Annotated in this window: 23 protein-coding genes; 19 read left to right on the top strand and 4 right to left on the bottom strand. The window is 62.9% G+C overall.

Annotation, left to right across the window (positions count from 1 at the left end):
* Positions 1-92: 92 nt before the first annotated feature.
* Entirely contained in the window at positions 93-914 is an 822-nt protein-coding gene (locus tag F0P96_RS02660) for a helix-turn-helix domain-containing protein (protein WP_160620016.1), read from the bottom strand.
* Positions 915-1,077: 163 nt separating this feature from the next.
* On the opposite strand from F0P96_RS02660, the gene hisS reads away from it, so the two are divergent.
* The 5 genes from hisS to F0P96_RS02635 all read left to right on the top strand — a co-directional run bounded on the left by hisS (position 1,078) and on the right by F0P96_RS02635 (position 7,805).
* Positions 1,078-2,472 (top strand): histidine--tRNA ligase, encoded by a 1,395-nt coding sequence (hisS, locus tag F0P96_RS02655; RefSeq protein ID WP_151077185.1) that lies wholly within the window; start codon positions 1,078-1,080, stop codon positions 2,470-2,472.
* A gap of 236 nt (positions 2,473-2,708) precedes the next feature.
* The gene (hutH, locus tag F0P96_RS02650; protein WP_151077184.1) at positions 2,709-4,205 is read left to right on the top strand and encodes a histidine ammonia-lyase; all 1,497 of its coding nucleotides are present in this window, start codon (positions 2,709-2,711) and stop codon (positions 4,203-4,205) included.
* A 77-nt stretch (positions 4,206-4,282) separates the two neighbouring features.
* On the top strand, positions 4,283-6,232 hold the full coding sequence (locus tag F0P96_RS02645; protein WP_151077183.1) for a T9SS type B sorting domain-containing protein: 1,950 nt from the start codon (positions 4,283-4,285) through the stop codon (positions 6,230-6,232).
* A 183-nt stretch (positions 6,233-6,415) separates the two neighbouring features.
* The gene (locus F0P96_RS02640) at positions 6,416-6,751 is read left to right on the top strand and encodes a YbaB/EbfC family nucleoid-associated protein (protein WP_151077182.1); all 336 of its coding nucleotides are present in this window, start codon (positions 6,416-6,418) and stop codon (positions 6,749-6,751) included.
* On the top strand, positions 6,741-7,805 hold the full coding sequence (locus F0P96_RS02635) for a glycosyltransferase family 2 protein (RefSeq protein ID WP_235917358.1): 1,065 nt from the start codon (positions 6,741-6,743) through the stop codon (positions 7,803-7,805). Before F0P96_RS02640 ends, F0P96_RS02635 begins: the two co-directional genes overlap by 11 nt.
* 47 nt (positions 7,806-7,852) lie before the next feature.
* Here F0P96_RS02635 and F0P96_RS02630 read toward each other — a convergent pair whose 3' ends face one another.
* Positions 7,853-8,071, bottom strand: coding sequence for a PspC domain-containing protein (locus tag F0P96_RS02630; RefSeq protein ID WP_151077181.1), 219 nt, complete (start codon positions 8,069-8,071; stop codon positions 7,853-7,855).
* A gap of 151 nt (positions 8,072-8,222) precedes the next feature.
* Here F0P96_RS02630 and F0P96_RS02625 point away from each other — a divergent pair, with 151 nt between their 5' ends.
* The 5 genes from F0P96_RS02625 to F0P96_RS02605 all read left to right on the top strand — a co-directional run bounded on the left by F0P96_RS02625 (position 8,223) and on the right by F0P96_RS02605 (position 12,676).
* The gene (locus F0P96_RS02625; protein ID WP_151077180.1) at positions 8,223-10,037 is read left to right on the top strand and encodes a tetratricopeptide repeat protein; all 1,815 of its coding nucleotides are present in this window, start codon (positions 8,223-8,225) and stop codon (positions 10,035-10,037) included.
* 6 nt (positions 10,038-10,043) lie between these two features.
* Complete coding sequence (locus tag F0P96_RS02620) at positions 10,044-10,391, top strand: hypothetical protein (RefSeq protein ID WP_151077179.1); 348 nt, start codon at positions 10,044-10,046, stop codon at positions 10,389-10,391.
* 16 nt (positions 10,392-10,407) lie between these two features.
* Entirely contained in the window at positions 10,408-10,842 is a 435-nt protein-coding gene (locus tag F0P96_RS02615) for a hypothetical protein (protein ID WP_151077178.1), read from the top strand.
* Between the two features lie 100 nt (positions 10,843-10,942).
* A complete protein-coding gene (locus F0P96_RS02610) occupies positions 10,943-11,923 on the top strand; it encodes a pyruvate dehydrogenase complex E1 component subunit beta (RefSeq protein WP_151077177.1) in 981 nt (326 codons plus the stop codon).
* Positions 11,924-12,109: 186 nt separating this feature from the next.
* Positions 12,110-12,676 carry a DinB family protein gene (locus F0P96_RS02605; protein ID WP_151077176.1) on the top strand — a complete coding sequence of 189 codons (567 nt, stop codon included), beginning with the start codon at positions 12,110-12,112 and terminating at the stop codon, positions 12,674-12,676.
* Between the two features lie 47 nt (positions 12,677-12,723).
* On the opposite strand, the gene F0P96_RS02600 is transcribed toward F0P96_RS02605, so the two are convergent.
* Both F0P96_RS02600 and F0P96_RS02595 read right to left on the bottom strand, forming a co-directional pair.
* Positions 12,724-13,179: an acyl-CoA thioesterase gene (locus tag F0P96_RS02600; RefSeq protein ID WP_151077632.1), complete on the bottom strand. Its 456-nt coding sequence runs from the start codon at positions 13,177-13,179 to the stop codon at positions 12,724-12,726.
* A 71-nt stretch (positions 13,180-13,250) separates the two neighbouring features.
* Entirely contained in the window at positions 13,251-13,988 is a 738-nt protein-coding gene (locus F0P96_RS02595) for a class I SAM-dependent methyltransferase (protein WP_151077175.1), read from the bottom strand.
* Between F0P96_RS02595 and F0P96_RS21370 the strand changes: the two genes are divergently transcribed.
* The 9 genes from F0P96_RS21370 (at position 13,965) to F0P96_RS02550 (ending at position 26,503) form a co-directional block, all read left to right on the top strand.
* Entirely contained in the window at positions 13,965-14,282 is a 318-nt protein-coding gene (locus F0P96_RS21370) for a DUF2256 domain-containing protein (protein ID WP_338074382.1), read from the top strand. The two genes, F0P96_RS02595 and F0P96_RS21370, sit on opposite strands and share 24 nt — an antisense overlap.
* A gap of 59 nt (positions 14,283-14,341) precedes the next feature.
* Positions 14,342-14,728, top strand: a complete 387-nt coding sequence (locus F0P96_RS02585; RefSeq protein WP_151077173.1) for a hypothetical protein — start codon at positions 14,342-14,344, stop codon at positions 14,726-14,728.
* 308 nt (positions 14,729-15,036) lie between these two features.
* Positions 15,037-16,674: a pectate lyase family protein gene (locus F0P96_RS02580; RefSeq protein WP_151077172.1), complete on the top strand. Its 1,638-nt coding sequence runs from the start codon at positions 15,037-15,039 to the stop codon at positions 16,672-16,674.
* A 241-nt stretch (positions 16,675-16,915) separates the two neighbouring features.
* Entirely contained in the window at positions 16,916-18,379 is a 1,464-nt protein-coding gene (locus tag F0P96_RS02575; RefSeq protein ID WP_151077171.1) for a sialate O-acetylesterase, read from the top strand.
* A gap of 86 nt (positions 18,380-18,465) precedes the next feature.
* On the top strand, positions 18,466-19,371 hold the full coding sequence (locus F0P96_RS02570) for a sugar phosphate isomerase/epimerase family protein (RefSeq protein WP_151077170.1): 906 nt from the start codon (positions 18,466-18,468) through the stop codon (positions 19,369-19,371).
* Positions 19,372-19,623: 252 nt separating this feature from the next.
* A complete protein-coding gene (locus tag F0P96_RS02565) occupies positions 19,624-20,307 on the top strand; it encodes a DUF3826 domain-containing protein (RefSeq protein WP_151077169.1) in 684 nt (227 codons plus the stop codon).
* Positions 20,308-20,337: 30 nt separating this feature from the next.
* A complete protein-coding gene (locus F0P96_RS02560; RefSeq protein ID WP_151077168.1) occupies positions 20,338-23,568 on the top strand; it encodes a SusC/RagA family TonB-linked outer membrane protein in 3,231 nt (1,076 codons plus the stop codon).
* A gap of 18 nt (positions 23,569-23,586) precedes the next feature.
* On the top strand, positions 23,587-25,371 hold the full coding sequence (locus tag F0P96_RS02555) for a RagB/SusD family nutrient uptake outer membrane protein (protein ID WP_151077167.1): 1,785 nt from the start codon (positions 23,587-23,589) through the stop codon (positions 25,369-25,371).
* A 115-nt stretch (positions 25,372-25,486) separates the two neighbouring features.
* Complete coding sequence (locus F0P96_RS02550; RefSeq protein ID WP_151077166.1) at positions 25,487-26,503, top strand: zinc-binding alcohol dehydrogenase family protein; 1,017 nt, start codon at positions 25,487-25,489, stop codon at positions 26,501-26,503.
* The last annotated feature ends 157 nt before the right edge of the window (positions 26,504-26,660 follow it).

The raw sequence follows: 26,660 nt of genomic DNA, 5'->3' as shown, positions 1-26,660 counted from the left end.
CAGTACCGGGCGCCGAGGATCGGAAGGCGGGGGGAGTGAAGGAAAGATATAGGGCGCCGGGGCCGAAGTATTGCACGAATGCGACATGCGGCCTACCGGGCCCAGAAAAACTTCGCAAAGGCGTCGTAGTGGCTGAAATAGGCGACCGGTGTTTCGCCGGTAAAGCGCCGGAACTCGCGAATGAGGTGAGCTTGGTCGTAGTAGCCGCAACGGTAGGCCACATCCACCCACTCGGCGCGGGGCTCGTTTTTCAACAGCTTGAACACGTGCCCGAAGCGGGCAATTTGGGCGTAGAGCTTGGGCGAGGTGCCCACTTTGGCCAGAAACCGCCGCTCCAGCTGCCGCACGCCCAGGTTGGCGGTGTGCAACAGGCCGTCCATGCTCACCAGGCCGTTTTGGCGCACAATGCTGGAAGCCACGAAATCAATGGCGTCGAGGCGGGGATGGACTTTGCTGAGCTGGCGCAGCAGCAGCTCCTCGGCCACTTGCACGCGGGCGGCATGGGAGTCGGCCTCCATCACGCGGCGCGTCAGCTCGCGGCCGAATTGCCCGGCGGCGCTGTCCAGCTCCAGCGTGGTATCGGTGGCGTGCTGCATGGGCACGCCAAAGAGGTTGTAGAACCCCGTCGGACAAAACCGCACGCCGAAAACGCCCACCCGGCCGGTTTGGCGCAGGTACAGCCGCTTGGTCGTCACGCGGCCCAGCACGAGGCCCTGGTGAATGTCGCGGATTTCGCGGCCGTCGAAGGTGATGGTTTGGTACGGCTCGCCAAACACCACGATGGCCGATTGGATGGTGGCCGGCAACACTGCGTGCATCACCGGCGCTTCCGGCGTCGCCTCGTCTTCCATCACCCAGTAATGTTCGACGTAATCGGCCAACGCCGGCGCGGCCGCAAATTTTTGAAGCTCCATTACCGGTTGGGCCTGCGCGCCGCCAAGGCACCCAAGCCAATAGTAAGCTAGTAAGGTACAACCCGCCCGGCCCGTTTGATTGGACAAACGCGACATGCCCAGGGGGCATTGGCGGCCAGCGTTGTTGGGCCGGGCCGCACGCTGCTGCTACCTTTGTTCCATCATGCAAAAACCCAGCATCCCGAAAGGCACCCGCGACTTTGGTCCGCAGCAGGTGGCCCGCCGCAACCATATTTTCGGCGTCGTGCGCCGCGTGTTCGAGAAGTTCGGCTACGCTCCGCTCGAAACTCCTACCATGGAAAACCTGTCGGTACTCACCGGCAAATACGGCGACGAAGGCGACCAGCTCCTGTTCAAAATACTGAATTCCGGTGACTTCGCGAAAGACGTGTCGGCCGACGACTTGGCTGCCGGCTCGAAGAAGATTCTGCCGAAAGTGGCCGAAAAGGGCCTGCGCTACGACCTCACCGTCCCCTTCGCCCGCTACGTGGTCATGAACCGTGGCCAGCTCACGCTGCCCTTCAAGCGCTACCAGATTCAGCCCGTGTGGCGCGCCGACCGCCCCCAGCGCGGCCGTTACCGCGAGTTTGTGCAGTGCGACGCCGACGTGGTGGGCACCACGTCGCTGCTCTGCGAAGCCGAGATTGTGCTCATGATTGATGAGGTGCTGTCGACGCTGGGCCTGACGGACTTCACCATCAAAATCAACCACCGCGGCGTGCTGTCGGGCATTTACCAGGCTCTGGGTGGCGAAGGCACCGAATCCGACTTGTTTGTAGCCATCGACAAGCTTGACAAAATCGGGCGCGACGGCGTGACGCGGGAGCTGCTGGAGCGCGGCTTTTCGCAGGGCGCTATCGACAAGGTGTTCCAATATCTCGAAGTCGGCGGCTCGTTCGATGAAAAGCTCTCCACGCTGCGCACGGCCTTCGGGGCCGACGGCGTGCTGGCCGACGCCACGGCCGGCCCCGCCCGCGGCCTCGCCGACCTGGAGCAGGTGCAAGGCTACCTTCAAGACTTCGGCTTCGAGAACTTCGCCCGCCTCGATTTCGACGTGACCCTCGCCCGCGGCCTCTCCTATTACACCGGCTGCATCTTTGAAGTGAAGGTGAACAACGTGCAGATGGGCAGCATTTCGGGCGGCGGCCGCTACGACAACCTCACCGGCGCTTTCGGCCTGCCCGGCCTCTCGGGCGTGGGCTTCTCGTTCGGCGTCGACCGCATCTACGACGTGCTCGAAGAGCTCAAGCTATTCCCCGAAGACGTAGCTGCCGCGCCGCTCTGCCTGGTGGCCAATTTCGACCACGAAGGCCGCGCCACCGTGCTGCCCCTGCTCAAGGCCCTGCGCGATGCCGGTCTCTCGGCCGAGCTGTACCCCGAAGTCAGCAAGCTCAAAAAGCAGTTTGAGTATGCCGACAAGCGCGGCATCCGCTACCTGCTGCTCGCCGGCCCCGACGAACGGGCGGCCGGCCAGGTGAAGCTGCGCGACATGCGCTCCGGCACCGAGCAGATGCTGCCGCTGGCCGAAGCAGCTACGGAAGTGCAAAAGCTGGCTTAGCCTTATAATCAGCAGAACCGCGTGGTGCCACGGCTGAAAATGCCTGCCACCGCAGGTTTTGCCTGCGTCAGCACAGACAGAAAGCGCCTCAGCAAAGGTTTTGCAGGGCCCTGTGCAGGTTTGATGCGTGTACGGCAGGCCGCAATGGGTATCAGTCCTTGCCAAGCGTTCCGCACAAAACGAGTAGTTTCGAAGCCCCGTTTGGCCGCCCACCCCGGCCTGCTCCTTCCCCGCCCATGTCTGCCGATTACGCCCTCCACCCCGCCACCCACCTCACGCTCGACACCCTCGAGCAGTTGCTGCCCAGCACCGCCCGGCTCAGCCTCTCCGACGACGCCCGCCAGCGCATCGACGACTGCCACCGCTACCTAAGCAACCGGCTGGCCCACTCCGATGCCCCCGTCTACGGCATCAACACCGGCTTCGGCGCCCTCTGCAACACCAGCATTTCGCCCCAGGACCGCGGCCAATTGCAAGTCAACCTGATGATGTCGCACGCCTGCGGCACCGGTGCCGAAGTGCCCGCCGAGCTGGTTCGCCTGATGCTGCTGCTCAAGGCCCAGAGCCTAAGCTACGGCCACAGCGGCGTGCAGGTAGCCACCGTCCAACGCCTGCTCGATTTCTACAACCGCGGCATCCTGCCCATCGTCTACCAGCAAGGCTCCCTCGGCGCCAGCGGCGACCTGGCCCCGCTGGCTCACCTCTGCCTGCCGCTCATCGGTATGGGCGAAGTGCAGTACGAAGGCTACCGCCTCGCTGCCGCCGACGCCCTGCACCTGTTCAGCTGGCAGCCCATTGCCCTCGAAGCCAAGGAAGGCCTGGCCCTGCTCAACGGTACCCAGTTCATGCTGGCCTACGCCGTGCACACCACCCTGCGCGCCCGTCACCTGCTGCGCGCCGCCGACGTCATCGGCGCCCTGTCCCTCGAAGCCTTCGACGGCCGCCCCGAGCCGTTTGATGAGCGGCTGCACCGCATCCGGCCCCACGCCGGGCAGCTAGCCGTAGCGGCGCATTTGCGCGAGCTGCTGGCCGGCAGCGAGCTGCAAGCCCAGCCCAAAACCGCCGTGCAGGACCCCTACTCCTTCCGCTGCATGCCCCAGGTGCACGGCGCCTCCCGCGACGCCGTCGGGTACGTGGCGGGCGTGGTCGAAATCGAGTGCAACGCCGTTACCGACAACCCCAACATCTTCCCCGACACCGACGCCATCCTTTCGGGCGGCAACTTCCACGGCCAGCCGCTGGCCCTGGCACTGGATTTCCTCGCCATTTCGGTGGCCGAACTGGGCTCCATTTCCGAGCGCCGCACCTACCAGCTCATCAGCGGGCAGCGCGGCCTGCCGCCGTTCTTGGTGGCCGAACCGGGCCTGAACTCCGGCCTGATGATTCCGCAGTACACCGCCGCCAGCATCGTCAGCCAAAGCAAGCAGCTCTGTACTCCGGCATCCGTCGACAGCATCGTGAGCAGCAACGGACAGGAGGACCACGTGAGCATGGGCTCGAACGCGGCCACCAAGGCCCTGCGCGTCATCGAAAACACGGAGCAGGTGCTGGGTATCGAGCTGCTGAACGCCGTGCAGGCCCTGGCCCTGCGTCGCCCCGCCCGCACTTCCGAGGTCCTGGAGCAAGTGGTGGAGGCCTTCCGCGCCGAGGTGCCCTTCATCGGCCGCGACCGGGTGCTCTACCCCGACTTGCACGCCGCCGCCCGCTTCGTGCGCCAGTTCGCGTGGGCTTAATGCGGGAACAAAAGCGCGCCACAGCGTATTTTGAAGCCATGCACACCAGTTGGCCATTGTTGCGCGTTCAGGCAGGCGTGAAATGCTTCTTTGTTGCCTGGCTGCTGATGCTGGGCTTTGCCGCCCTGCCCGCCGCGCAGGCCCAATGCAACTACCCGGTCGTAGCGGGCGTCAACGCCAACTTTCGGGTGTTTGTGCCCAATACCACGCACGAGCTGCAGGTGCTGTGTGCCGGCAGCTCCATTGAACTGCGCGACGCCAGCGGCCGCACCCTCGACCCCGCCCAGGTCTACTACAAGCTGACCGACGCCAACACCTGCGCCCCCACCTTCACGCCGGCCGACATCAGCACCACCCTCACGGTGCCCAACGCGGCCGGCCGGGTGCGCATTCACCAGCTCACGCCCAACACCAGCCCCGGCGGCACGGGCGGCATTTTGTTCGTGCGCGAGTTTGAAGTGCGCCCCCGCCCTACCGTGTCGACCTTCACCGTGGCTACCTGCGGCCTCGGCCGCGACCAGGTGTTGGTGACGATACCGCCCCAGCCCGGCGTGCAGTATTTCGTGCAGGTGGGCAACGGCCCGCGCAGCGCCGCCACCACCACCGGCGGTGTTTACGCCGTTCCGGCCGGTGCTATTTCCGTAACCGTAACGGCCAATTACCCCGACCTGACGGTGTGCGAAACGGTATCGGTGCCCCAACTGATTCCCACGGCGGTAGCCCAACGGCCGGTACTGCAGCGCCTCGTGGTGCGCGGCAACAACCTCGTCTTTGCCATTGCCTCGCCCGGCTTGCAGGCCGATTTCCGCTACCAGCCGCTGCAGGGTGGTACGCCCGTAGGCCCGCCGGTTCGGGCTGATTCGACCTCGTTTACCTTGCCCGGCGCGGCGCTCAACAGCTGCTACAGCCTGCAGTTGAACGACGCCTGCGGCAATACCCTCTACACCTCCGACCCGCTGTGCCCCGTCGCCCTGACCGCCACACCCGGCGACCGGCGCAACGAGTTGAGCTGGACGATTCCCGCGGGTTCCGCCGTGAGCGGCTACGACGTACTGCGCGACAATCAGCGGCTGGTAAGCCTTGCGCCGGGCGTCACTACCTACGCGGATGCCGCCGTGACCTGCGGCCGCACTTACCGCTACCGCGTTGTGGCCAAAGTCGGTGCCGCTACCTCGCTTTCCGATGTAAAACCGGTAACCACGGCAGCTACCACCGCACCAAGCGTGCCGCAGCTCAGCGCCACGTTCAACGTTGCCAACGGCGTCGAATTGACGCTGCTGCAGCCGGCCCAGGACACCGCCGACCGCCTTGTGGTGCGCCGCACGCTGGGCAGCAGCGCGCCCCAAACCCTCACCGGCAACCGCCTGCCCATTGTCGATCAGCCAGGCGCGGTTTCTCTGACCAACGCCCCCTGCTACTCGGCTCAGTTTCGCGACCCGTGCGGCAATGCGTCGGCGTTCAGTGCCTCGGTGTGCCCGCCGGTGCTCGACGCCAGTGCCATTGCCACCGACCCCAACGGCAACGCCGTGCAGCTCCGCTGGACCGAACCCGCCGGCCAGGGCACTACCTGGGCCTACCGCCTACTGCTGCTTGATGGCAACAACCAGGTTATTCGCAGCACGGCCCTGACCACTAGCACCCCATCAGCATCCGAGGTTAGCCGCCCCACCGACCCGCAACTGCTGCGCTACCGCCTCGAAGCCCGCAGCGGCTCGCTCACCGTGTTCAGCAACGTGGCCACCGTAGCGCGGGAAGTGCGCATTGTGGTGCCCACGGCCTTCACGCCCAACGGCGACGGCCTGAATGATGCGCTGCTGCCCAAGGGCCGGTTCCTACGCAACGTTTCCTTCACCGTATTCGACCGCAACGGCGTGGTAGTGTTCCGCGGCACCAACCCCACTGACGGCTGGGACGGTCGTATCAACGGGGTGCAGGCCGCGCCGCAGGTATTCACCTACCAGGTCGATGTGGTAGACGAAGCCGGCAAGCGCGTGAGCCAGCGCGGCACCGTCACACTGCTGCGATAAGACCGATTTGGTAAACCGCCGGTAGTGCGCATGACGCGTTTGGGGCTCGGAGTACATTGACCTTTTTTCACGCTACCAAAGCGCGACGCTGTACTTTTACGCCCGCCGTTTTCCGTCGCGGCAACTGATTATTCCCGTCGGAACACTGCCATTCCATTCTTCTTTCCCCTAAACGACTTCGCTATGTTTGACATGATGGGCATGATGGGCCGCGTCAAAGAGCTGCAGGAAAAAATGAAGCAGGCCCAGGCCGAGCTGCACACCATCACGGCCACGGCCGAGGCCGGCGGCGGGCTGGTGCGCGCCACGGCCAACGGCCAGCGCCAGCTGCTCAAGCTCGAAATCGACGAGTCGCTGCTCACGCCGCAGGACCGCGACATGCTGGCCGATTTGGTGGTGGCCGCCGTCAACAAGGTGCTCGACGAAGCCGGCGACAAAGCCAAAGCCCACCTGCAACAGCGCACCGCGGGCCTGCTGCCCAACATTCCCGGCCTCGATTTGAGCGGATTTGGCGTTTAACGAAGCCCTTTCCAGCTACGCCGCCGACGTGGCCGTGGTGATTCTGAACTGGAACGGCCGGCGCTGGCTGGAGCAGTTTCTGCCCTCGGTGCTGGCCCACGCCGACGGCGCGGCCATCGTCGTAGCCGACAACGCGTCCTCCGACGACTCGGTGGCGTGGCTGCGGGCGCAGTACCCGCAGGTGCGCTTGCTGTTGCACCCCGAAAACCTGGGCTTTTGCGAAGGCTACAACCACGCTCTGCGTCAGCTGCCGGAGTTTCGATACTACGTGCTGCTGAACTCCGACGTGGATGTGACACCTGGTTGGCTGCGCCCCTTGCGCGAGTTGCTGGAAGCCCAGCCGCAGATAGCGGCCGTGCAGCCCAAAATCCTGGCGCACGCCCACCGGCAGGAGTTTGAGTACGCCGGCGCCGGCGGCGGCTACCTCGACCGCCTCGCCTACCCCTTCTGCCGCGGCCGCCTGTTTGACACCCTCGAAACCGACCACGGCCAGTACAACGACGTGCGGCCCGTAGCTTGGGCCTCGGGCGCCTGCATGTTGGTGCGCGCGTCGGCGTGGCACGCGCTCGACGGGCTGGAACCGGCTTTTTTCGCCCACATGGAGGAAATCGACCTGTGCTGGCGACTCTGGAACGCGGGGCACGAGGTGTGGTACCACGGCGGCAGCACGGTCTTCCACGTGGGCGGCGGCACGCTGCACAAGTCGAACCCGCGCAAAACCTACCTCAACTTCCGCAACGGCTTGGCGCTGCTCTACAAAAACACTGCGCCGGCCGAACTGCCGGGTGCTTTCATCAGCCGCGTGCTGCTCGATTGGGTAGCGGCGGCGCAGTTTCTGGCGAAAGGTGCCACCGCCGACGCCCGCGCCGTAGCCCAGGCGCACTGGCATTTCTGGCAGAAGCTCGGGTACTGGCGCCAGCGCCGGCGCCTGGCCCAGCCGCATTTTCGCGCCGCCCAGCGGCCCGGTGTGTACAACGGCAGCTTGGTATGGGCTTACTTTGTTCGGGGCTGGAAGACCTTCGACGCATTGCCACCGGCCCAGAAACGACAATAGCCCGGCCAAACCGGGCTATTTGTTGAAATCAGGTTCAAATTCAGCGCCTACAAGTCCCACACGGTGCTGCGCTGCCGGCGCATGGCGCGGCGCACGTTCATCCAGAACGCGAGGGCGAAATACAGCACAATGGGCGAACCAAACGTGAAGAACGAGGCGTACACGAAGGAGAGGCGGACGCTGCTGGTGGAAAAGCCGAGGCGCTTACCCAAAGTGTCGCACACGCCGAAGCTTTGCTGCTCAATAAAGTCGGTGAGTCGTTTCATAGCCGGGTGAGGGTCAAGGGTATTTGGCTGATAAGATACGGGGTTGGCGGGCGTTGGTCAAGCTTTTTTCTGTATCTCGCCGCCGTAAGGCACGTCTAAACCGCTGCCGTTTGCGTTTAGGATGCTGATTTTGTCGTCTGAGTTTGTTTGCATGAGTAAATCCCCCGCCGCAATTTTTCGCCTGCTGACCGCCTGTGCGGTGGCCGCCTTACCGGCTTGTACGCTGCCGCGCACGTTGCGGGTTGCCCAGGAAGGTCAGCAAGTTGCGATGCGGCCGCCGGTGCTCGAAGCCAACGGCGACAATGTGCTGGCCGAGCTGACGGTGAAAGTACCCGCCAAGCACCTGCACAAGGGCGTGGTGTACGAGCTGCCGCTGCGCTACCGTTACCAGAACGATTTGCGCGAAGATACGCTCGGCACGCTCCGCTTCCTGTCGGGCGAGTTTGTGTACGACGAACAGGACCGCAACCTGCTCGTCATCAGGCGCCCGATTTCTTTCCCCTACGACCCGCGCAAAAACCCCGGCCAGCTGGTAGCCCGCCCGCAGGTGCGCCGCCTGAAACCCGGCGGCAAAGTGCTGAAGTCTGACCAGGAACAGCTGCTGGCCCGCGGCATTGTGCTGACCTCGCGGCTGGTGGTGCGCGAACCAGAACCGGTGGAGCTGCTGCCCGAATCGGCGGAGCTGGCGCAAGGCGGCACGCGGGTACTGCCGTTTTTCTTCGACCAGGGCCAGCACGCCATTCGCAACTACCTCGGCACCAACGTGGCCGCCCTCGAAGAATTCATCGAGTCCAACCAGCACACCAAGAAGGTGATGGTGGTGGCCGGCCATTCGCCCGATTCGCTCGACTCCCGCGACCAGCGCCTGGCCGACAAGCGCGTGCAGGCGCTGGTGAAATATTTCAAAAAGCGCCTCGATACCGATTCGTACCTGAACTCGCTCAGTTCGGTCAGCTTCGAAACCCAGGCCTACCACCGCCGCTGGGACCTGATGCTAAGCAAGGTGGCGGCCTCGGCCCTCAAGCCCGAGCAGCAGGATTCGGTAGTAACCATCATCAACGACACCCGCGGCACCTGGGCGCAGAAAGAAAAGGCGCTGCACCAGCTTTCCTTCTTCGATTACCTCGACCAGTACATCTACCCCGTCATGCGTTTCGGCACGGTGGCCGTGGTGTACACCGCGCCTAAGCGCTACGATTCGGAAATCTACCTGCTCTCGAAGAAGATCATGGAGAAGGAAGTGGAGGCCGACGCCCTCACACCCGAGGAGCTGCGCTACTCGGCCACGCTCACGCCGCTGCTGGCCGAAAAGCAGCGCATCTACGAAACCGCCATTGCCACTACCGGCAACTGGCAGGCCTACTACAACCTGGCCGTGGTACTGCTGCAGCGCAGCGACAAGGAAGTGAGCGACAAAGTGCGCCGGGCGTACCTGCGCCGCGCCGCTACCAACTTCACCCTCGCCGCCCACCGCAACCCCACGGCCCAGATGTTTTACCACGTGGCCGATGCCTACCACCGCGCCGGCGACCGGCTCGAAGCCCTGCAGAACTACGACTACGCCGTGAAGCTCGGCGGCCCGCTGCCGGTGCTCGAAAAAGTGTTTGCCGACAAAGCCGCCCTCGAAATCGAAATCGGCCAGCCCGACGACGCGCTGCGCAGCCTCTCCTTCGGCGGCAAAACCTACCAGAACACCATGAACCGCGCCCTTATCTACCTGCTGAAGGAGAATTACGATGGCGCCGCCCAGATTTACCAGGAAGCTCTCGGCCTCAAGCCCAACGACCCAATGGCCTACTACTGCCTGGCCGTGGTGGCCGCCCGCGCCCAGCGCGAAGGCGACGTGGGCCAGTACCTGCGCCGGGCGGTGCAACTCGACCGCACCTACGCCCAAAAAGCCGTGGAAGACCTCGAATTTCGCTCCTACGCCAGCAGCAAGATGTTCGTGGAGGCGCTACGGCAGTAGGTGACTATGCAGAAATTTACGACTCCAGAATCCGCTCTTACTGCCTTCGCCGCTGCTGCCGAGGCGCACGCGCAGGCTACGGAAACCGGCAACGCTAAATCGTGCAACAAGGCCTACAAGCACCTTATTTCTGCCCTACGGTGGCTGGAAGCCCAGCACCACACTTCTATGCTCGTGCACTTACTTGCTGCTCCCAGCGTCGGCCCGCGCTTATGGGCAGCCGCCTATCTGATTCAGCATCATAATCCCCAAGCGGAAGATACATTGGAACAGTTAGCAGCTGCAAAAGGAAGTAACGGTCTTAGCGCGGAGACGACACTGCAAGAATGGCGAGCGGGACGGTTGAAACTGTAGCCTTGAACGGTAACCCATGGAACTCCTCAATTTCAGAATATGCGGTAGCTATATCGGCATTGAAAGTCCTGAAACTGGCCACATCGACCTGCACAACAACTTCGATTTTGAGCACCTGCACTTTGAGCCGACAACCGGCACGCTTAAGTTGTCATGGCAGAATTCGAAGGGCCTCTGGGCCAAACGAGTCCCTTGGTCCATTCTGGGTTTGAATTTCACCGGTGTTACGTATCTGCATATCAAAGAGCGAGACCCAGAATATCCTTTCACCGAGGATGCTGCGTTGGCGAACATTTGCCACACGCCTCCCAACGCTCGGGACGAATTTGAGACCGTCTACTTTAATGAAGATGCCAAGCCCGATTACGACCTCACGCTGTACTTCCAGAGCGAATGGGGCCTCAAGGTAAATGCAGCTACAGTACGTCTCGACCTCGAACCGATAACATAGGTTTGCCCACTCCCGCCCGGCATTGTAGCTTTACGGGCCGGTTCCTGCGCGAACCGGCCTTTTTTCATTCCGACCAGACGTTTCTTTTCTGACACTACCAATGCGGACCATCCAATTCCGGGAAGCCCTGCGCGAAGCCATGTCCGAAGAAATGCGCCGTGACCCGAGCGTGTTTTTGATGGGCGAAGAAGTAGCCGAGTACAACGGCGCTTACAAAGTGAGCCAAGGCATGCTCGACGAATTCGGTGCCGAGCGCGTCATCGACACGCCCATTGCCGAGCTGGGTTTTGCCGGCATCGGCGTGGGCGCGGCCACCAACGGCCTGCGCCCCATCATCGAGTTCATGACCTTCAACTTCTCGCTGGTGGCAATCGACCAAGTCATCAACGCCGCCGCGAAGATGTACTCGATGTCGGGCGGGCAGTACAGCTGCCCCATTGTGTTCCGCGGGCCCACCGGCAACGCCGGTATGCTCTCGTCGCAGCACTCGCAGAACTTCGAGAACTGGTACGCCAACACCCCCGGCCTGAAAGTGGTGGTGCCCTCCACGCCCTACGACGCCAAAGGCCTGCTGAAATCGGCCATTCGCGACCCAGATCCGGTCATCTTCATGGAATCGGAGTTGATGTACGGCGACAAGGGCGAAGTACCCGAGGAAGAATACACCCTGCCCCTCGATAAAGCCAACGTGGTGCGCGAGGGCAAGAGCGTAACCATCGTGTCGTTTGGCAAGATGATGAAAGTAGCCCTGGCCGCCGCCGACGAGCTGGCTAAGGAAGGCATCGAAGCCGAGGTTATCGACCTGCGTTCGGTGCGCCCCATCGACTACGCCACGCTGGTGGAATCGGTGAAGAAAACCAACCGCATGGTGGTGGTAGAAGAGGCCTGGCCGCTGGCCAGCATCAGCTCGGAGCTGGCCTACAACGTGCAGCGCTACGCCTTCGACTACCTCGACGCGCCGGTGCACCGCATCACCAACGCCGACGTGCCCCTGCCCTACGCGCCCACGCTCATCGAGGCGGCCCTGCCCAACGTGGCCCGCACCGTGAAAGCCGTGAAAGAGGTACTGTACCGCAAGTAGCCGATTGCATCGGCCAACAAAAACGCCCCGCATCCAGCCTGGTTGCGGGGCGTTTTGCTTCCTTTTGGGTGGGAGTAACGCGATGCTGAAGAGCCGCCGGGCCTTGGCCCAGCGCGTGGCGTGCACCAAAGCGGCGTGGTTTTTTCTGTACCTTTTCCTTCCGCTTTCCCCGCTTACCGCCACCTCATGAACCACCGCCTGCATCTGCGCTTCGAACAGCTTGAAAACGCCACCGAAAAACTACTGCGCGCCGCCGAAGCCCTCGGCGACCAGTCGCACCAGGTGCCGGCGCCGGGGCAATGGTCGGCGGCGCACGTGGTGCAGCATTTGGTGGTGGCCGAGCAGGGCGTTGAGCAGTACATTCAGCACAAGCTGCAACAGAAGGAAGGCCTGCGCACCGCCGACCTCAAAGGCCGGTTCCGCAGCCTGCTGCTGCGCGTGCTGCTGCGCCTACCGGGCATGAAATTTCGGGCCCCGGAGCGCCTGGCAGCCCTTATGCCCGCCGACTCGGCCATTCCCTCATTGGCGGAGCTGCGGCAGCAGTGGGCGGCTACGCGGCGCAAGCTAGAGCGGCTGCTCAACGAATACCCCAGCCCCTTGATGAACCAGGCTATTTTCAAGCACCCGCGGGTGGGCATGCTCACCATTCAGCAAACCCTGGATTTCATGCTCGACCACGTGCTGCACCACCAGCAACAGCTCACGCGCATTGGCAAAACCCTGGCCGCAGCCAAACCCCAGTCGGCGGCGTAGCGCAGGCTGCGGCTGCTACGTACTGGCGGCTTCCCGGAATATAAGAGCTACGCCCCGGCACTCGGGCGCCGCTCGATGGGCGCGAAGGTGCTGTGCCGTTCCAGGGTGCTCAGGGCTTCCGCCAGTTCGGTAGGCGGGGTGGCTAGTTTGCGCAGGCGCAAGTCCAGCCACGCGCCGTCCACGGTTACCACGGCGGCTTCGCGGCCGTCGGCCTTGTAGAGGGTGTGCACGATGCGCCAGCGGCTGCCATCTTCGCTCAGGCCGGCCAGCTCGGCGGCCACGCTGATGGTTTCGTTGGGGCTTATTTCCTTCAGGAAGCGGGCTTCTTCGCGAAAGAGAATGGGGCCGATGGCCAGTTGGGCGAACTTGCCGAGCGGAAAGCCGTGGTCGTGGAGGTAATCGAGGCGGTGCTGGGCGGCGTAGTCGTAGTAGGCCGAGTGGCGCATGTGGCCGTTCGGGTCGAGGTCGGCCCAGCGGATGGGGTATTGCTTGGTGTAGGGCATGTGCGCAAACGAAGTATCGGAGGGCAAACCGCGGCTAAGCGGCGTTGTTCTACGCAACGCCCGGAAGAGCGTTAGCTGCGCAGCGTAAGGCGCACCAGGAACTGCTGCTGGTCGTCTTCGGCCAGAAACTCTACGTCGTACCCGGCGGCTTCGGCGTAATCCTGCACGATGGTGGGGTCGGCAAACAGCCAACCGAAGGGCGCGCCTTCGCGGTTTTGGTAGCTGAATCGGTATTCCACTTCGCCGTAATACGGGCCGTTGAGGTTGAGAACCAGCGCGCCGTCCTCGTCTTCAAACAAGTAGCTGATGTCGCTGCTGGTGGCCAGAATCTGGCCGTTGGGCGCGAGCTGGGCGCGGGCCTGCATCAGAAACTGCTCCAAGCCGTCGAGTGAACCGACGAGGCCCAGCCCGTTCATCATCATCAGAATGGTGTCGAAGGGCTGGTCGCCGGGCTCAGGCAGGTGCAGGAGGTCGTGGCAGGCCACTTCCAGCACGCCGCGCTGCTGCATGGTGGCTACCGCGCCCGGCGACGCATCGACGGCTTTCACGGTGAAGCCGCGCTGCTGCAACTCCAGGGTGTGGCAACCGGCACCCGCGCCTAAGTCGAGCACCCGGCCGCGGCATTCGTCGAGGGCGGTGCGCTCCAGTTCGGGCATTTCCCAGAGGGTGCGGAAGAAGTAGCGCACGGCCAGCGACTCGTCTTCGGTCACGTTGCTGTGCACGGTAAGTTCGGCGGCAGTTTGGCCCGCCAGGTAGTCAGACAAGGCATTGCCGACCGGGTCGGGATGCGGCGTAGAGGCAGAAGACATGCCCGCAAGATAGCCCGCACCGGGCAATGCGTTGGCGGAGCAGAACGCAACCCCAAGCCGGTGCAGGCAGTTATGGTGCTGTTCCCGCTCCTCATTTGCAGCCTCATGCCAGCCGCCGCTCTTCCTTCGCGCCTTGTTAAAGGGCAGTTGCCCACCAAGCTGTGCCGCAGCTGCGGGCGCCCGTTTGAGTACCGCCACAAATGGCGCAACTGCTGGGCCGAGGTGCAGTATTGCAGCGAACGGTGCCGGCGGCAACGCCCGCCGGGCAGTGCCGCTACCCCTGCTGCTACTTAAGGCAGCATCCTTCGCGGTTAAGTCTCCGTTGACCTTTCTCATCCCATTCCTTCCGCCTTATGGCTTCCAACCTCGATTACCTCGACCCCGCTCTCCTCCCGCTCGAAGAAAAAGTACAGGCCTATTTGGAGGCCGAAGAAGAGCTGCGCAAAGCCACTGTCGACTCGGTAAGTGCATCTGCACTGCCTGACTCGGGCCAGGAGGGCGGCGGATTTGAGCAACGCCCCGCAACGGGCAGCTTCGATCAAGTGGGCGACACGCTGCGCCTAAAACAAGACGACCTGCACGCTCGCATTCTGCAGCTGCAACAGGAAATCCTGCAGTTGTTGCCCGCCCGCGACGAATGGGTGAAGGTGAACCTGGGCTATGGTCCAAGCCGGGTCGGAGCATTTCGCGAGGATGCTGCCGGAGCCGAAGGCAGCTACGTGATTCGCGTGGTGCATTAGATTCTGCCATTTCGAGGCGGATGGAACCCCTGGGCCAGCAACTGCCGCCACTGTGCTTCAATTAACCTCGCTCAGGCAGGTCGCATAAGTTAGCATACCCGGGAGGCAGGGCCGAGGGCAACAAATCCTTTCTTGATCAGGAATTGCACCTACCCTGTTTCCCCCAACCGGCTTTTGAGGCGGAAGCCCCGTTTTTGGGCAGTTGCGCCACGAATGCTAAGATTCTACAGAGGGTCGAAAAAATGATACAGGGCTTCGGATGGTTTGGTAGCGACCTTAGCGGCTATTAAACCCCGACTTCCTGCTTCATGAAAAAGTCCGCTGCTTCTCTTTTATGCCTGGGCGCACTGCTCGCCGCCGCGCCGGCTGCACTGGCGCAGTACCCTTCCATTCCGCCCGACATCCAAAAGGCCAGCGACGACATGATGAAGGAGGCCCGCCGGCAGTCGGATATTGCCTGGAACAAGGCCTACCCCATCATTCAGAAGGAGCAGCGCGAGGGCAAACCCTACATTCCGTGGGCGGCCCGCCCGATTGATCTGCCGCAAGCCGCCATCCCGGCCTTCCCCGGCGCCGAGGGCGGCGGGGCGTACTCCTTCGGGGGACGCGGCGGCCGCGTCATCGTGGTGACCAGCCTGGAGGACAGCGGCCCGGGCACCCTGCGCGAGGCCTGCGAGCAGGGCGGGGCCCGTACGGTGGTCTTCAACGTGGCCGGCATCATCCGGTTGAAGTCGCCGCTGATGATCCGGGCGCCCTACATCACCATTGCGGGCCAGTCGGCGCCCGGCGACGGGGTGTGCGTGGCCGGCGAGTCGGTGTGGATCAACACCCACGACGTGATTATCCGCTACATGCGCTTCCGCCGCGGCGAGACCAACGTGGGCCGCCGCGACGACGCCATCGGGGGCAACCCCATCGGCAACATCATGATTGACCACGTCTCGGCTTCGTGGGGGCTGGACGAGAACATGTCGATGTACCGCCACATGTACAACGACAGCACCGGCATTGCGGAGCAGAAGCTGGGCACGGTGAACATCACCATCCAGAACTCGATTTTCTCGGAGTCCCTGGACACCTGGAACCACGCCTTCGGCAGCACGCTGGGCGGGGAGAACTGCACCTTCATGCGCAACCTCTGGGCCGATAACGCGGGCCGCAACCCCTCGATTGGCTGGAACGGGGTGTTCAACTTCGCCAACAACGTAATGTTCAACTGGGTGCACCGCAGCACCGACGGCGGCGACTACCGGGCCCTCTACAACATCATCAACAACTACTACAAGCCCGGCCCCTCCACGCCGAAGGGCACCAACATCGGCCACCGCATCCTCAAGCCCGAATCGGGCCGCAGCAAGCTGAAGTACCAGGTGTACGGCCGCGCCTACGTGAACGGGAACATCGTGGAGGGCAACGAGAAGGTAACCAAGGACAACTGGGACGGCGGCGTGCAGGTGGAAGAGCTGCCCAACGCCGGTCCGTACATGGCCGACATGAAGGTGAATGCGCCGCTGCCCATGCCGCAAATCACCATCATGCCCGCCCAGAAAGCCTACGACTACGTGCTGGAAAACGCCGGCGCCACCCTGCCCAAGCGCGACGCCGTCGACGCCCGGGTGGTGGAGCAGGTGCGCACCGGCAAAATCACCGTGCCGGCCAATGTGAAGCTGCCCGAAACGCAGTTCAAGCACCGCCGCCTCCCCATCGACTCCTACAAGCAGGGCATCATCACCGACATCAGCCAGGTGGGCGGCTACCCCACCTACGCCGGCACGCCCTACCAAGACTCGGACAAGGACGGCATGCCCGACCAATACGAGAAAAAGAACAAGCTCAATCCCAACGACCCCGCCGACGCCCGGCAGGTGCGCGGCAAGGACGGCTACACCAACATCGAGGAGTACCTCAACAGCCTAGTGGCCGTGAAGAACGTGAAGCCGTCGTAAGGCCTAGCCACCTTCGGTAGACCGTCATGTCGAGCGAAGCCGAGACATCTCGCGTGCTGACACCTGCTACTAACCCGTCTTGCTGAGCGGAGTCGAAGCATCTTTACCGCTTTGTTTGCAAAGATTCAACGAAGCGGTAGAGATGCTTCGACTCCACTCAGCATGACGTTCTTTTTGCCTGGCGTTTTTTTTCTCGCCAACCTTTCCTTCTGACCACGTTTTTCCTCCGCCCACTGTTTCCATGACCTGCCGCCCGCTCGCATTGTTCCTGACCTTCCTCGCCCTGACGGCCCCCGCCGCCCAGGCGCGGGTGGTGTTGCCGCGGGTACTGGGTCACGGCATGGTGCTGCAGCGCGAAAAGCCGGTGCCCATCTGGGGCACGGCCGCGCCGGGTGAGGCGGTGACAGTGCAATTCCACGGCCAGCAGCAGCGCACCACGGCCGCGGCCGATGGGCAGTGGCGGGTGACGCTGCCGTCTATGAAAGCCAGCAGCACCGGCGCCGAGCTGACCATCAGCGGTACGAACGTGATTCGGCTGCGCGACGTGCTGGTGGGCGAAGTCTGGCTGTGCTCGGGGCAGTCGAACATGGAGTACACCATGCGCAAGAACAGCAAGGTGACCGTGCCGCCCCAGCCCGAGCCCAACCCGCTGACCGAGCTGGAGCGCGCCCACAACCCGCAGATCCGCATTTTCCTGGTAAACCGCAAGGAGCTGGCGAAGCCCGACAGCCTGCACCGGGGCTGGAGCATCGCGCAGGATTCGGCGCTGCGCGCCTTCTCGGCGCCGGCTTACTTTTTCGCTCAGGAGCTGCAAACGAAGCTAGGCGTGCCGGTGGGCGTCATCAGCTCGGCCGTGCCGGGCAGCCGCATCGAGCCCTGGATCAGCGAAACCGCCTTCCGGGCCGACTCGTACTACGCGCAGCCCGTGGGCGGCGACCCGGGCAAGTTCTACGAGCCGATGATCCGGCCGCTGGCGCCGTTTGCGCTGCGCGGCTTCTGCTGGTACCAGGGCGAGTCGAACTGCTTTCTGGCCGAAACCAGCACTTACACCCACAAAATGCGCACGCTCATCGAGAGCTGGCGCGGGGCCTGGCAAGATGCCGCCCTGCCGTTTTACTACGTGCAGCTGGCCCCGTTCAAGTACTCCGAGTCGAAGGAGCCCAAGCAGCCGCTGACGCCCCAGACGCTGCCGCTGTTTTGGGAGGCGCAGGAGGCCGTGCTGGCCCAGGTACCGCGCACCGGGCTCATCGTCACCACCGACCTGGTCACCAAGCTCGACGACATTCACCCGCCCTACAAGTGGCAGATCGGCCGGCGCTTGGCCTACCTGGCCCTGCACGACACCTACGGCCGCAGCGAAGTAGCCGCCTGCGGGCCGGTGTTTCGCAGCCTGAAAACCAAGGGTCAGACCGCCGAAATCAGCTTTCAGCCGCTGCAGGGGCGCCTCGTCAGCAAGGACGGCCAGCCGCTGACCGGTTTCACGGTGGCCGGCGCCGACGGCGCGTTTGTGCCCGCGCAGGCCCGCATCAAGGGCAAGCGGGTGCTGGTGTCGGCGCCCGGCGTGGCGCGGCCGGTGGCGGTGCGCTTCGCCTGGCACGAAGCTTCGCAGCCCAACCTGTTTTCGGACCGCGGCTTGCCCGCCCGCCCCTTCCGCACCGACAAGCCCGCGGCGGAAACGGCCGGCGGCGTGTCGTTCAGCCGCTAACCGCTGGCGGGCCTGCGCCCGCACCCCGTGCGGCCTCAGCCTGCGCATTCTACCCGATACCCGAAGGGCTCTTTCGCACCACTGCCATGCCATCTGCTACCCTCTCCCGCCGCGCCTTTCTGTCCACCACGCTGCTGGCGGCCGGTACCCTGCTGCTGCCCCGGCCGCTGGGCGCTTTCGGCAAGCCCAAGAAGCTCACCTACAAGATTGCCGTGGTGGATCTGATGATTCTGAAGCGGCAGAAGCTGGGCGCGCTGCAGCTCACCAAGGACATCGGGGCCGACGGCGTGGAGGTGGACATGGGCGGCCTGGGCAACCGCGACACCTTCGACAGCCAGCTCAGCAAGCCCGAAATCCGCCAGCAGTTTCTCGACAAAGCCAAGGAGCTGAACCTGGAAATCTGCTCCCTGGCCATGACGGGCTTCTACGCCCAGTCCTTCGCCACGCGTCCCACCTATGAGCGCATGGTGCAGGACTGCATCGACACGATGGTGCAGATGAACGTGAAAGTGGGTTTTCTGCCCCTGGGCAACCAGGGCGACGTGGTGAAAAACCCTGAGCTGCGCCCCGCCATTGTGGAGCGCCTGAAAGTGGTGGGCCGGATGGCGCAGAAAGCGGGCGTGGTCATCGGCATCGAAACGGCGCTGGACGCGGCCGGTGAGGTGCAGCTGCTCCGGGACATTGGCTCGAAGCACGTGCAGAGCTACTTCAACTTCTCCAACGCGCTCAAGAACGGCCGCGACCTGCACCAGGAGCTGCGCACCCTCGGCCGCAAGCGCATCTGCCAGATCCACTGCACCGACGACGACGGCATTTGGCTGCAGAACAACCCCCGCCTGGACATGAAGCGCGTGAAGCAGACCCTGGCCGACATGGGCTGGCAGGGCTGGCTGGTGATTGAACGCTCGCGCGACGCGGCGGACCCGCGCAACGTGAAGAAGAACTTCGGGGCCAACACGGCTTATGTGAAATCCATCTTTCAGGCCCAGTAAAAGCGCTGCAACCGTTTGGGGCCTGTTTTGCCCAAAAACGATTTAGGTGAGAAAATGGGATTCTATTAACCTAATAAGCTTATTTCAAGCTAAAACCGTGGATATACGGGCTTTTCAATAGGAAGTTGCCTCAGCACAGTAAAAAAGCCCTGTCGAGGCATGGTAATTTCGTACAATAAGTTGGTGAAAAGGTGCATAGGTGCCTGGAATAACGGATGTAATTTGCTCCCAGTCTAGCAATTATTTCTCCGCATGTTCCACTTGCTTCGAAGCCTCCCGCTCATCGGCCTCTTAACCCTGGCCTCGGCAACGCTGACGACGGCCCAAACCGCTCCGGCCGAAACCCCGGAAGCTGCTTACACCCGCACCATCAACGAGCGAGCGGCAAAAATTGTAGCCACCCTCGGAGAGGCCGACGCGAAGAAAGCCGGAAAGGTACAGGACATCATTGCCGGGCAATACCGGCAGCTGAGCGAGTTGGACAAAGCCCGCAAGGCCCAGTTGGCTACCCTAAAGGCCAAGCCGCAAGATGCCGCCACCGCCGAAGAAATCAAGCAGGCGGAAGCCAAAGCCGCGGCGGCCGTGGACAAGCTGCACCAAAAATACCTCAGCAAGCTGGGCCACTACCTCACGGCGGCGCAGGTGGAGAAAGTGAAGGACGGCATGACCTACAGCGTGACCCCCAACACCTACCGCGCCTACCAGGCCATGCTGCCGAACCTCACGGAAGCCCAAAAAACGCAGATTCTGGCCTGGCTGGTGGAAGCCCGCGAAAAGGCCATGGACGCCGGCACTTCCGAGCAGAAACACGCCTGGTTTGGCAAGTACAAAGGCAAAATCAACAACTACCTGTCGGCAGCCGGTATCGACATGAAACAAGCCGGGAAGGACTGGGAAGCGCGGCGGGTCCGCGAAGCCGATGGTTCTGCCAAATAACACTGCAACGACTTCTTTTTCCCACTCCGTATGCCCCACTCTCTACACGCACCTTTTACCCTGCGGGCCACAACGCGGTTGGCCTACGTGCCCCTCGTCGGGTTCCTCATCAGCACGGGTCCGGTTCAGGCTGCCACGGCCGGCGCCTGGGCCGATGCTCCTCACCCGGCAGCGCCGGTTAGCGTCAACGTGAACGTAACGGGCACGGTGAAAGACGCCAAAGGCAATGCCATTCCGGGCGTAACCGTGGTGCTGAAAGGCACTACCACCGGCACCACCACCGATGCAGAAGGGGTATTCCGCATCAACCTGCCGACCGGCAACGAGACCCTCGTGTTCAGTTCGGTAGGCTATAAGAAGGTAGAAGTGCCCGTGGCCGGCCGCACCAACCTCGACATTGCGCTCGACGACGAAACCTCCGCCCTGAACGAAGTAGTGGTTGTGGGGTACGGCACGCTGCCGAAAGCGAGCCTGACCGGTGCTGTGGCCGTGGTAGACATGAAAGCCATTCAGGAGTTGCCGGTGGGCAGCCTCTCGACGGCAATTCAGGGCCAGCTGCCGGGCGTGAGCGTGAGCGGCGGCACCGGCCGCCCCGGCGACCCGGGCCATATTACGGTCCGCAATCCGAAGATCTTCTCGAAAGATGGCGGCACGGAGTACCCCTTGTTCGTTATCGACAACGTGGTGCGGACGGAGGAGGACTTCAACCTGCTCGACCAGTCGGAGGTAGAGTCCATTTCCATCCTGAAAGACGCCGCCGCTGCCATTTACGGGGCCCGCTCGAACCAGGGTGTGGTGATGGTGGCCACCAAGCGGGGCAAAGCCGGCCCGCCCAAGCTCAGCTACAGCGGCTCGGTGGGCTCGTCCGACGCCGTGCGCCTGCCCACCATGATGACCGGTGAGCAGCACGCCATTTACATGAACGACTACAACATGGGGCGGGGCGGCAAGGTGACCGACGCGGCGTACTACACGCCCGACGAGATTGAGCACTTCCGCAACAACAACTTCAACTGGCTGGAGGAAGCCTGGAAGCCGGCCATCGTAACGCGCCACGCTTTCAACGTGAGCGGCGGCTCCGACCGGGCCACGTACTTCGCGGGCGTTTCCTACAACTACCAGAACGCCAACTTCGACAACATCAACTCGAATAAGTGGACGTTCCGGGCCAGTACCGACGTGAACGTGGCCCGCGGCCTGAAAGCCGGTTTGTCGCTGAGTGGCGACCTGGCGCAGAAGCGGATGTACTTCCTCAAGCAGGGCGGCGAAAACCCGGAAAACGACATGCGCAGCTTGCTGCTCACGCCGCAGTTCAGCACGCCGTACATCGACGGCAAACCGGTGCTGCTGAACCCCATCAGCAACCCCAGCAACAACTTCGACGCCTTCCACTTTTTCGAGGTTCAGAACTCGGACAACTTCACGTCCACCCGCAACACGGGCCTGAACATCAACGCCACCCTCGAATACGAGTTGCCCTTCGTGAAAGGCCTGAAGGCCCGCATGCTGTACAGCAAAACGATGGACAACAGCTTCGGCAAGCAGTACGGTACCAAAATCACCGTGTACCGCTACTCGATGCTGGGCGAGCATAAGCACATTTACGGGGGCGACATTCTCGGCACCGCAGTGCTGGACAACGGCGACCGGGTCCGCATCAACCCGAACTACACCGACAGCTACCAGTGGAACGGTTACCTGACCTACGAACGCACCTTTGGCAAGCACCAGGTGTCGGCCATTGCCCTGTTCGAGCAGTCGGAAACGCACTACGATGACGTAGCGGCCTTTGCCGGCGGCGCCATTGTGGGGGGCCTGCCCAACATGCGCTACACGGTTGGCACGCAAACCACTTCCGAATCGGAATCCGAATCGGGGACGCTCTCCTACGCGGGCCGCTTCAACTACAACTACGCCAACAAGTACCTGCTGGAAGGCTCGCTGCGCTACGATGCCTCGACGAACTTCGCGCCGGAGTACCGCTGGGGCGCTTTCCCCTCGGTATCGGCGGGCTGGGTGATGTCGGAAGAATCGTTCTTCCACGACAACGTTGCCGCCGTTGATTTCCTGAAAATCCGGGGCTCGGTAGGTCTGCTGGGCGGCGACGCCACCCGCGCCTACAACTGGCAGTCGAACTACAACCTGCAGGGCGGCAAAGGCGCCGTGTTCAACGGCAACAACGACAAAGGCCTGATTTTCTCGCCCAACAACACCATGGCCAACCGCCAGGCCCGTTGGGACGAAAATACCAAGTTCAACGCCGGTATCGACGCGCAGTTCCTCAACAACAAACTTTCCCTGTCGGCCGACGGCTTCTACGACAAACGCCGCAACATGCTCACGGCGCTGACCTCGTCGGTGTCGCAGCTGATCGGGGCTACGCTGCCGTCGGAAAACTTCTCGTCGCTCGACGCCTTCGGCTACGAAATTTCGCTCGGCTACGCCGACCACATCACCGACGACTGGTCGTACCGCCTGAACACGTTCTTTAGCTGGAGCGACAACAAGCAGCTGAAAGTGGACGTGGAGAAAGGCAAAATCGGCACCTGGGAAGACCCCACCGGCCGCTCGACCGACATGGGCGTGCAGGGCTACCGCTACCTGGGCATGTTCCGCTCGCAGCCGGAAGTTGACCAGTGGCTGGAAAGCCACAAGGGCTACACCATCATGGGCGAGGTGCCCAAGGCCGGCATGCTCTACTACGAGGACATTCGCGGCCCCAAAGACGCCAACGGCAACTTCACGGCCCCCGACGGCAAAATCACCGACGTCGACCAGGAATTCCTGACCAAGAAAGCCAGCAACCACTACGGCTTTGGTTTCAACCCCAGCATGTCGTTCCGCGGCCTGACCATTTCGATGACCATGGGCCTCTCCTGGGGCGGCCAGGCCATGGTAGAATCGGCGGCCCGCAAGCAGGCCACGGCTACCTCCAACCGCCCGGCGTTCTGGGCTGACCACTGGTCGGCGGAAAACCAAGGTGCCAAATACCCCTCGCCCTCCTACCCGAGCACGTACGACCTGGCTTCGGCATTCTGGTTCCGCAGCTCCGTTTCGGCCGGCATGCGCAACGCCAACGTTTCCTACACCCTGTCGGAAAACACGGCCCAGCGCTTGGGCATGGGCAGCGTAAAAGTGTTCTTTGTCGCCGTCAACCCCATCAACTTCTACAACCCCTACGACTACAAGACCTTCTCCGGCGGCTTCGACTCCTACCCCACGCTGCGCTCCTTGTCGCTGGGTCTGAATGTTGGCTTCTAGTTTTTCCCCTCGCACGACATGAAACGCATATACACCCTTGCCCTGGTAGCCTGCTCCGTGGGTGCCCTCTCGCTCACCGGCTGCGAAGACGCGTTGGATAAGATGAACCTGGGCTCGACCACCGAAGACTTGATCTTCGCCGACTCGGCCCTGGCGCAGATGAACATCGACTACATCTACGACCAGAACCTGCCTTCGTGGGGCCCCACCAACACCATTGCAAACATCAACCTGAGCAACCTGTCGGACGAATCGGCTGGGGAAAGCAAATTCTTTGAAGGCACGCTGCAGGTCAACGACGTAACGGATTTCGGCACCGGGCTGAACGTGACGAACAACTACGGAAAGCTGCGGACCATCAACATGTTTCTGGAGGCCGTAGACCGGGGCACCATCCCGAACGAGCAATCCAAGAAGCGCCTGAAAGGCCAGGCGTACTTTTTCCGGGCCTGGCGCTACTTCGATCTGGTGCGCATGTACGGCGGGGTACCGCTGGTGCTGTCGTCGCTGAACGCGGTGGGCCCGGAGGCTCGCGACAAAGCGTACCTGCCGCGCAACACCACCACCGAAACCTTTGCGCAGATTGTTAGCGACCTGGACGCGGCCATTGCCTCGCTGCCGACCAAGTGGACCAACAACGCCGACTGGGGCCGCGTGACCAAAGGAGCCGCCGCTGCCCTCAAGGCCCGTGCGTTGCTCTACGCCGCCAGCCCGCAGTTCAACCCCACCGATGACGCCGCCAAATGGACGGCCGCGTACAATGCCAGCAAGGAAGCCCAGATCCTGTGCACCGCCGGCGGCTACGCCCTCCACGCCTCCTTCGACCAGCTCTGGTTCCAGGAAGTGGGCAACAAAGAAGCCGTATTCATCACGGGCTTCAACAACTCCACCGGCGACCAAACCCGCAAGCCCAACACCTTCGACAACGCGGCCCGGCCCTTCGTGAACGGCACCGGCGGCGGCTCGCACCAGCCCACCTGGGAAATGGTGAAAGCCTTCCCGATGAAGGACGGCAAGAAACCCGGCGAATCGACCAAGTACCCGTACACGGACCAGCTGTTTTACAAAAACCGCGACCCGCGTTTCGACAAGACCATTGCCTACAACGGGGTAACCTGGCCGCTGAACGGCAACACCAGCTATAAGCTGTGGACCTACTACAACGGCAACACCTCGGTGGAGGGCTCGAAACCCAGCAACACCGGTTTCTACACCCGCAAAGCCATCGACCCGAACGTGGCGGCCGGCTCTGCCCAGTTTGTGGGCACCGACTGGATGGAAATTCGCTACGCTGAAGTGCTGCTGAACCTGGCCGAAAGCGCCGCCGGCGCCAACGACCTGGCCACAGCCTACACCCAGCTCCGCGCCATCCGCCAGCGCGCTGGCATCGAATCGACCGGTGACTACGGCCTGCAGCCGGGTATGAGCCGCGCCGAAATGCTCGAAGCCATACTCTACGAGCGTCAGATTGAGTTTGCCTTCGAAGGCAAGCGGTTCTGGGACCTGCGCCGCTGGAAGAAATTCGAAAGCGTGCTGAACGGCAAGCGTCGTACGGGCGTGACGCTCACCCTGAAGACGACCGGCGTACCGGCCAACTTCGCCACCACCCGCGACGGTCTGAACCTCGATCAGGTGTACACCGACTACCTGACGCTGACCTTCAAGAACCTGGACACCAAGTACGCCATCAACTGGCGGCCGGAGTACTACTACTTCCCCATCCCGCAAACGGCCATCGACAACAACCCGTCGATGATCCAGAACATGGGCTGGCCCAACGGCTCGTTCGACCCGATTCGCTAACCGCGCTTCTTTCAGGATACCCTTGCACAGCACCGCGGCCCCATACGCCGCGGTGCTGTCGTTCCACCCCACTCCGCCGGCGGCCCGCTCGGGCCCTGCACCCCAACTTCACCCTATGAACACGCTTGTTTGCCTTGAACCCGGGCAGTTTGCCTACCAGCAACGCCCCGCTCCCACTGTACCAGCCGGGCACGCACTGCTCAAGATTCGGCGCATTGGCATTTGCGGCACCGACCTGCACGCCTACGAAGGCACCCAGCCATTTTTTGCCTACCCGCGGGTGCTGGGTCACGAGCTGGCCGGTGAGCTAGTAGATGCCGGCGGCGCCGAAGGGTTTGCGCCCGGCGACGCTGTCACGTTCATTCCGTACTTCAACTGCGGCACCTGCGTGGCCTGCCGCAACGGCCTGCCCAACTGCTGCACCCGCATCAACGTGGCGGGCGTGCACATCGACGGCGGCATGACTGAGCTGCTGGCCGTACCGGCCACTGCGCTGGTGCACGGTCACGGCCTGAGCTACGACGAGCTGGCCCTGGTAGAGCCGCTGGCCATCGGCGCCCACGGCGTGCGGCGGGCCGGGGTGCGCCCCGGCGAGTTCGTGCTGGTGGTGGGCGCCGGGCCCATCGGGCTCGGCGTGATGGAGTTTGCCCGCATTGCCGGCGGCCGCGTCATTGCCCTCGACCTGAACCAGCAGCGGCTGGATTTCTGCCGCGAGAAACTCGGCGTGGAGCACACCCTCGATGCGGCCGCATCCGATGTGCTGGAGCAGTTGCGCACCCTCACCGCCGGCGACATGCCCACGGTAGTCATCGACGCCACGGGCAGCCAGCGCGCCATCAACAACGCGTTTCAGTACCTGGCCCACGGCGGGCGTTTCGTGCTGGTGGGCCTGCAGAAGGGTGACATCAGCTTTTCGCACCCCGAGTTCCACAAGCGCGAGGCCACCTTGATGAGCAGCCGCAATGCCACCCGCGAAGACTTTGAGCACGTCATTGCCTCGATGAAACAAGGACTGGTAGACCCAACCACTTACATCACACACCGCGTGGCATTCAGCAAGGTGCAGCAGGAGTTTGCCAGCTGGCTCAACCCCCAAACCGGCGTCATCAAAGCCATGGTGGAGCTGGCATAGTTGCCCTACCGCAAGATGTAACTGCCTGAATAGGCCGCGCTGCTTTTCTGGGCAGCGCGGCTTTTTTGTAGGAAGCTGACATCCGATGAAAACCAAGGAGCTGCGGCTGCCCAGCTTGTTCAGAACCTGGACACCTAGCAGAGCTCTAATCCATTGA

It is taken from the genome of Hymenobacter busanensis, assembly GCF_008727865.1.
GTDB lineage: Bacteria > Bacteroidota > Bacteroidia > Cytophagales > Hymenobacteraceae > Solirubrum > Solirubrum busanense.
The sequence above is the reverse complement of the archived record's forward strand: the minus strand, read 5'-3'. Positions and strand labels throughout refer to the sequence as shown.

Coding starts and splice junctions, on each gene's coding strand:
- F0P96_RS02660 (WP_160620016.1), bottom strand. CDS start 914: ATGGAGCTTCAAAAATTTGCGGCCGCGCCGGCGTTGGCCGATTACGTC.
- hisS (WP_151077185.1), top strand. CDS start 1,078: ATGCAAAAACCCAGCATCCCGAAAGGCACCCGCGACTTTGGTCCGCAG.
- hutH (WP_151077184.1), top strand. CDS start 2,709: ATGTCTGCCGATTACGCCCTCCACCCCGCCACCCACCTCACGCTCGAC.
- F0P96_RS02640 (WP_151077182.1), top strand. CDS start 6,416: ATGTTTGACATGATGGGCATGATGGGCCGCGTCAAAGAGCTGCAGGAA.
- F0P96_RS02630 (WP_151077181.1), bottom strand. CDS start 8,071: ATGAAACGACTCACCGACTTTATTGAGCAGCAAAGCTTCGGCGTGTGC.
- F0P96_RS02625 (WP_151077180.1), top strand. CDS start 8,223: ATGAGTAAATCCCCCGCCGCAATTTTTCGCCTGCTGACCGCCTGTGCG.
- F0P96_RS02620 (WP_151077179.1), top strand. CDS start 10,044: ATGCAGAAATTTACGACTCCAGAATCCGCTCTTACTGCCTTCGCCGCT.
- F0P96_RS02615 (WP_151077178.1), top strand. CDS start 10,408: ATGGAACTCCTCAATTTCAGAATATGCGGTAGCTATATCGGCATTGAA.
- F0P96_RS02610 (WP_151077177.1), top strand. CDS start 10,943: ATGCGGACCATCCAATTCCGGGAAGCCCTGCGCGAAGCCATGTCCGAA.
- F0P96_RS02605 (WP_151077176.1), top strand. CDS start 12,110: ATGAACCACCGCCTGCATCTGCGCTTCGAACAGCTTGAAAACGCCACC.
- F0P96_RS02600 (WP_151077632.1), bottom strand. CDS start 13,179: ATGCCCTACACCAAGCAATACCCCATCCGCTGGGCCGACCTCGACCCG.
- F0P96_RS21370 (WP_338074382.1), top strand. CDS start 13,965: ATGCGGCGTAGAGGCAGAAGACATGCCCGCAAGATAGCCCGCACCGGG.
- F0P96_RS02595 (WP_151077175.1), bottom strand. CDS start 13,988: ATGTCTTCTGCCTCTACGCCGCATCCCGACCCGGTCGGCAATGCCTTG.
- F0P96_RS02585 (WP_151077173.1), top strand. CDS start 14,342: ATGGCTTCCAACCTCGATTACCTCGACCCCGCTCTCCTCCCGCTCGAA.
- F0P96_RS02580 (WP_151077172.1), top strand. CDS start 15,037: ATGAAAAAGTCCGCTGCTTCTCTTTTATGCCTGGGCGCACTGCTCGCC.
- F0P96_RS02575 (WP_151077171.1), top strand. CDS start 16,916: ATGACCTGCCGCCCGCTCGCATTGTTCCTGACCTTCCTCGCCCTGACG.
- F0P96_RS02570 (WP_151077170.1), top strand. CDS start 18,466: ATGCCATCTGCTACCCTCTCCCGCCGCGCCTTTCTGTCCACCACGCTG.
- F0P96_RS02565 (WP_151077169.1), top strand. CDS start 19,624: ATGTTCCACTTGCTTCGAAGCCTCCCGCTCATCGGCCTCTTAACCCTG.
- F0P96_RS02560 (WP_151077168.1), top strand. CDS start 20,338: ATGCCCCACTCTCTACACGCACCTTTTACCCTGCGGGCCACAACGCGG.
- F0P96_RS02555 (WP_151077167.1), top strand. CDS start 23,587: ATGAAACGCATATACACCCTTGCCCTGGTAGCCTGCTCCGTGGGTGCC.
- F0P96_RS02550 (WP_151077166.1), top strand. CDS start 25,487: ATGAACACGCTTGTTTGCCTTGAACCCGGGCAGTTTGCCTACCAGCAA.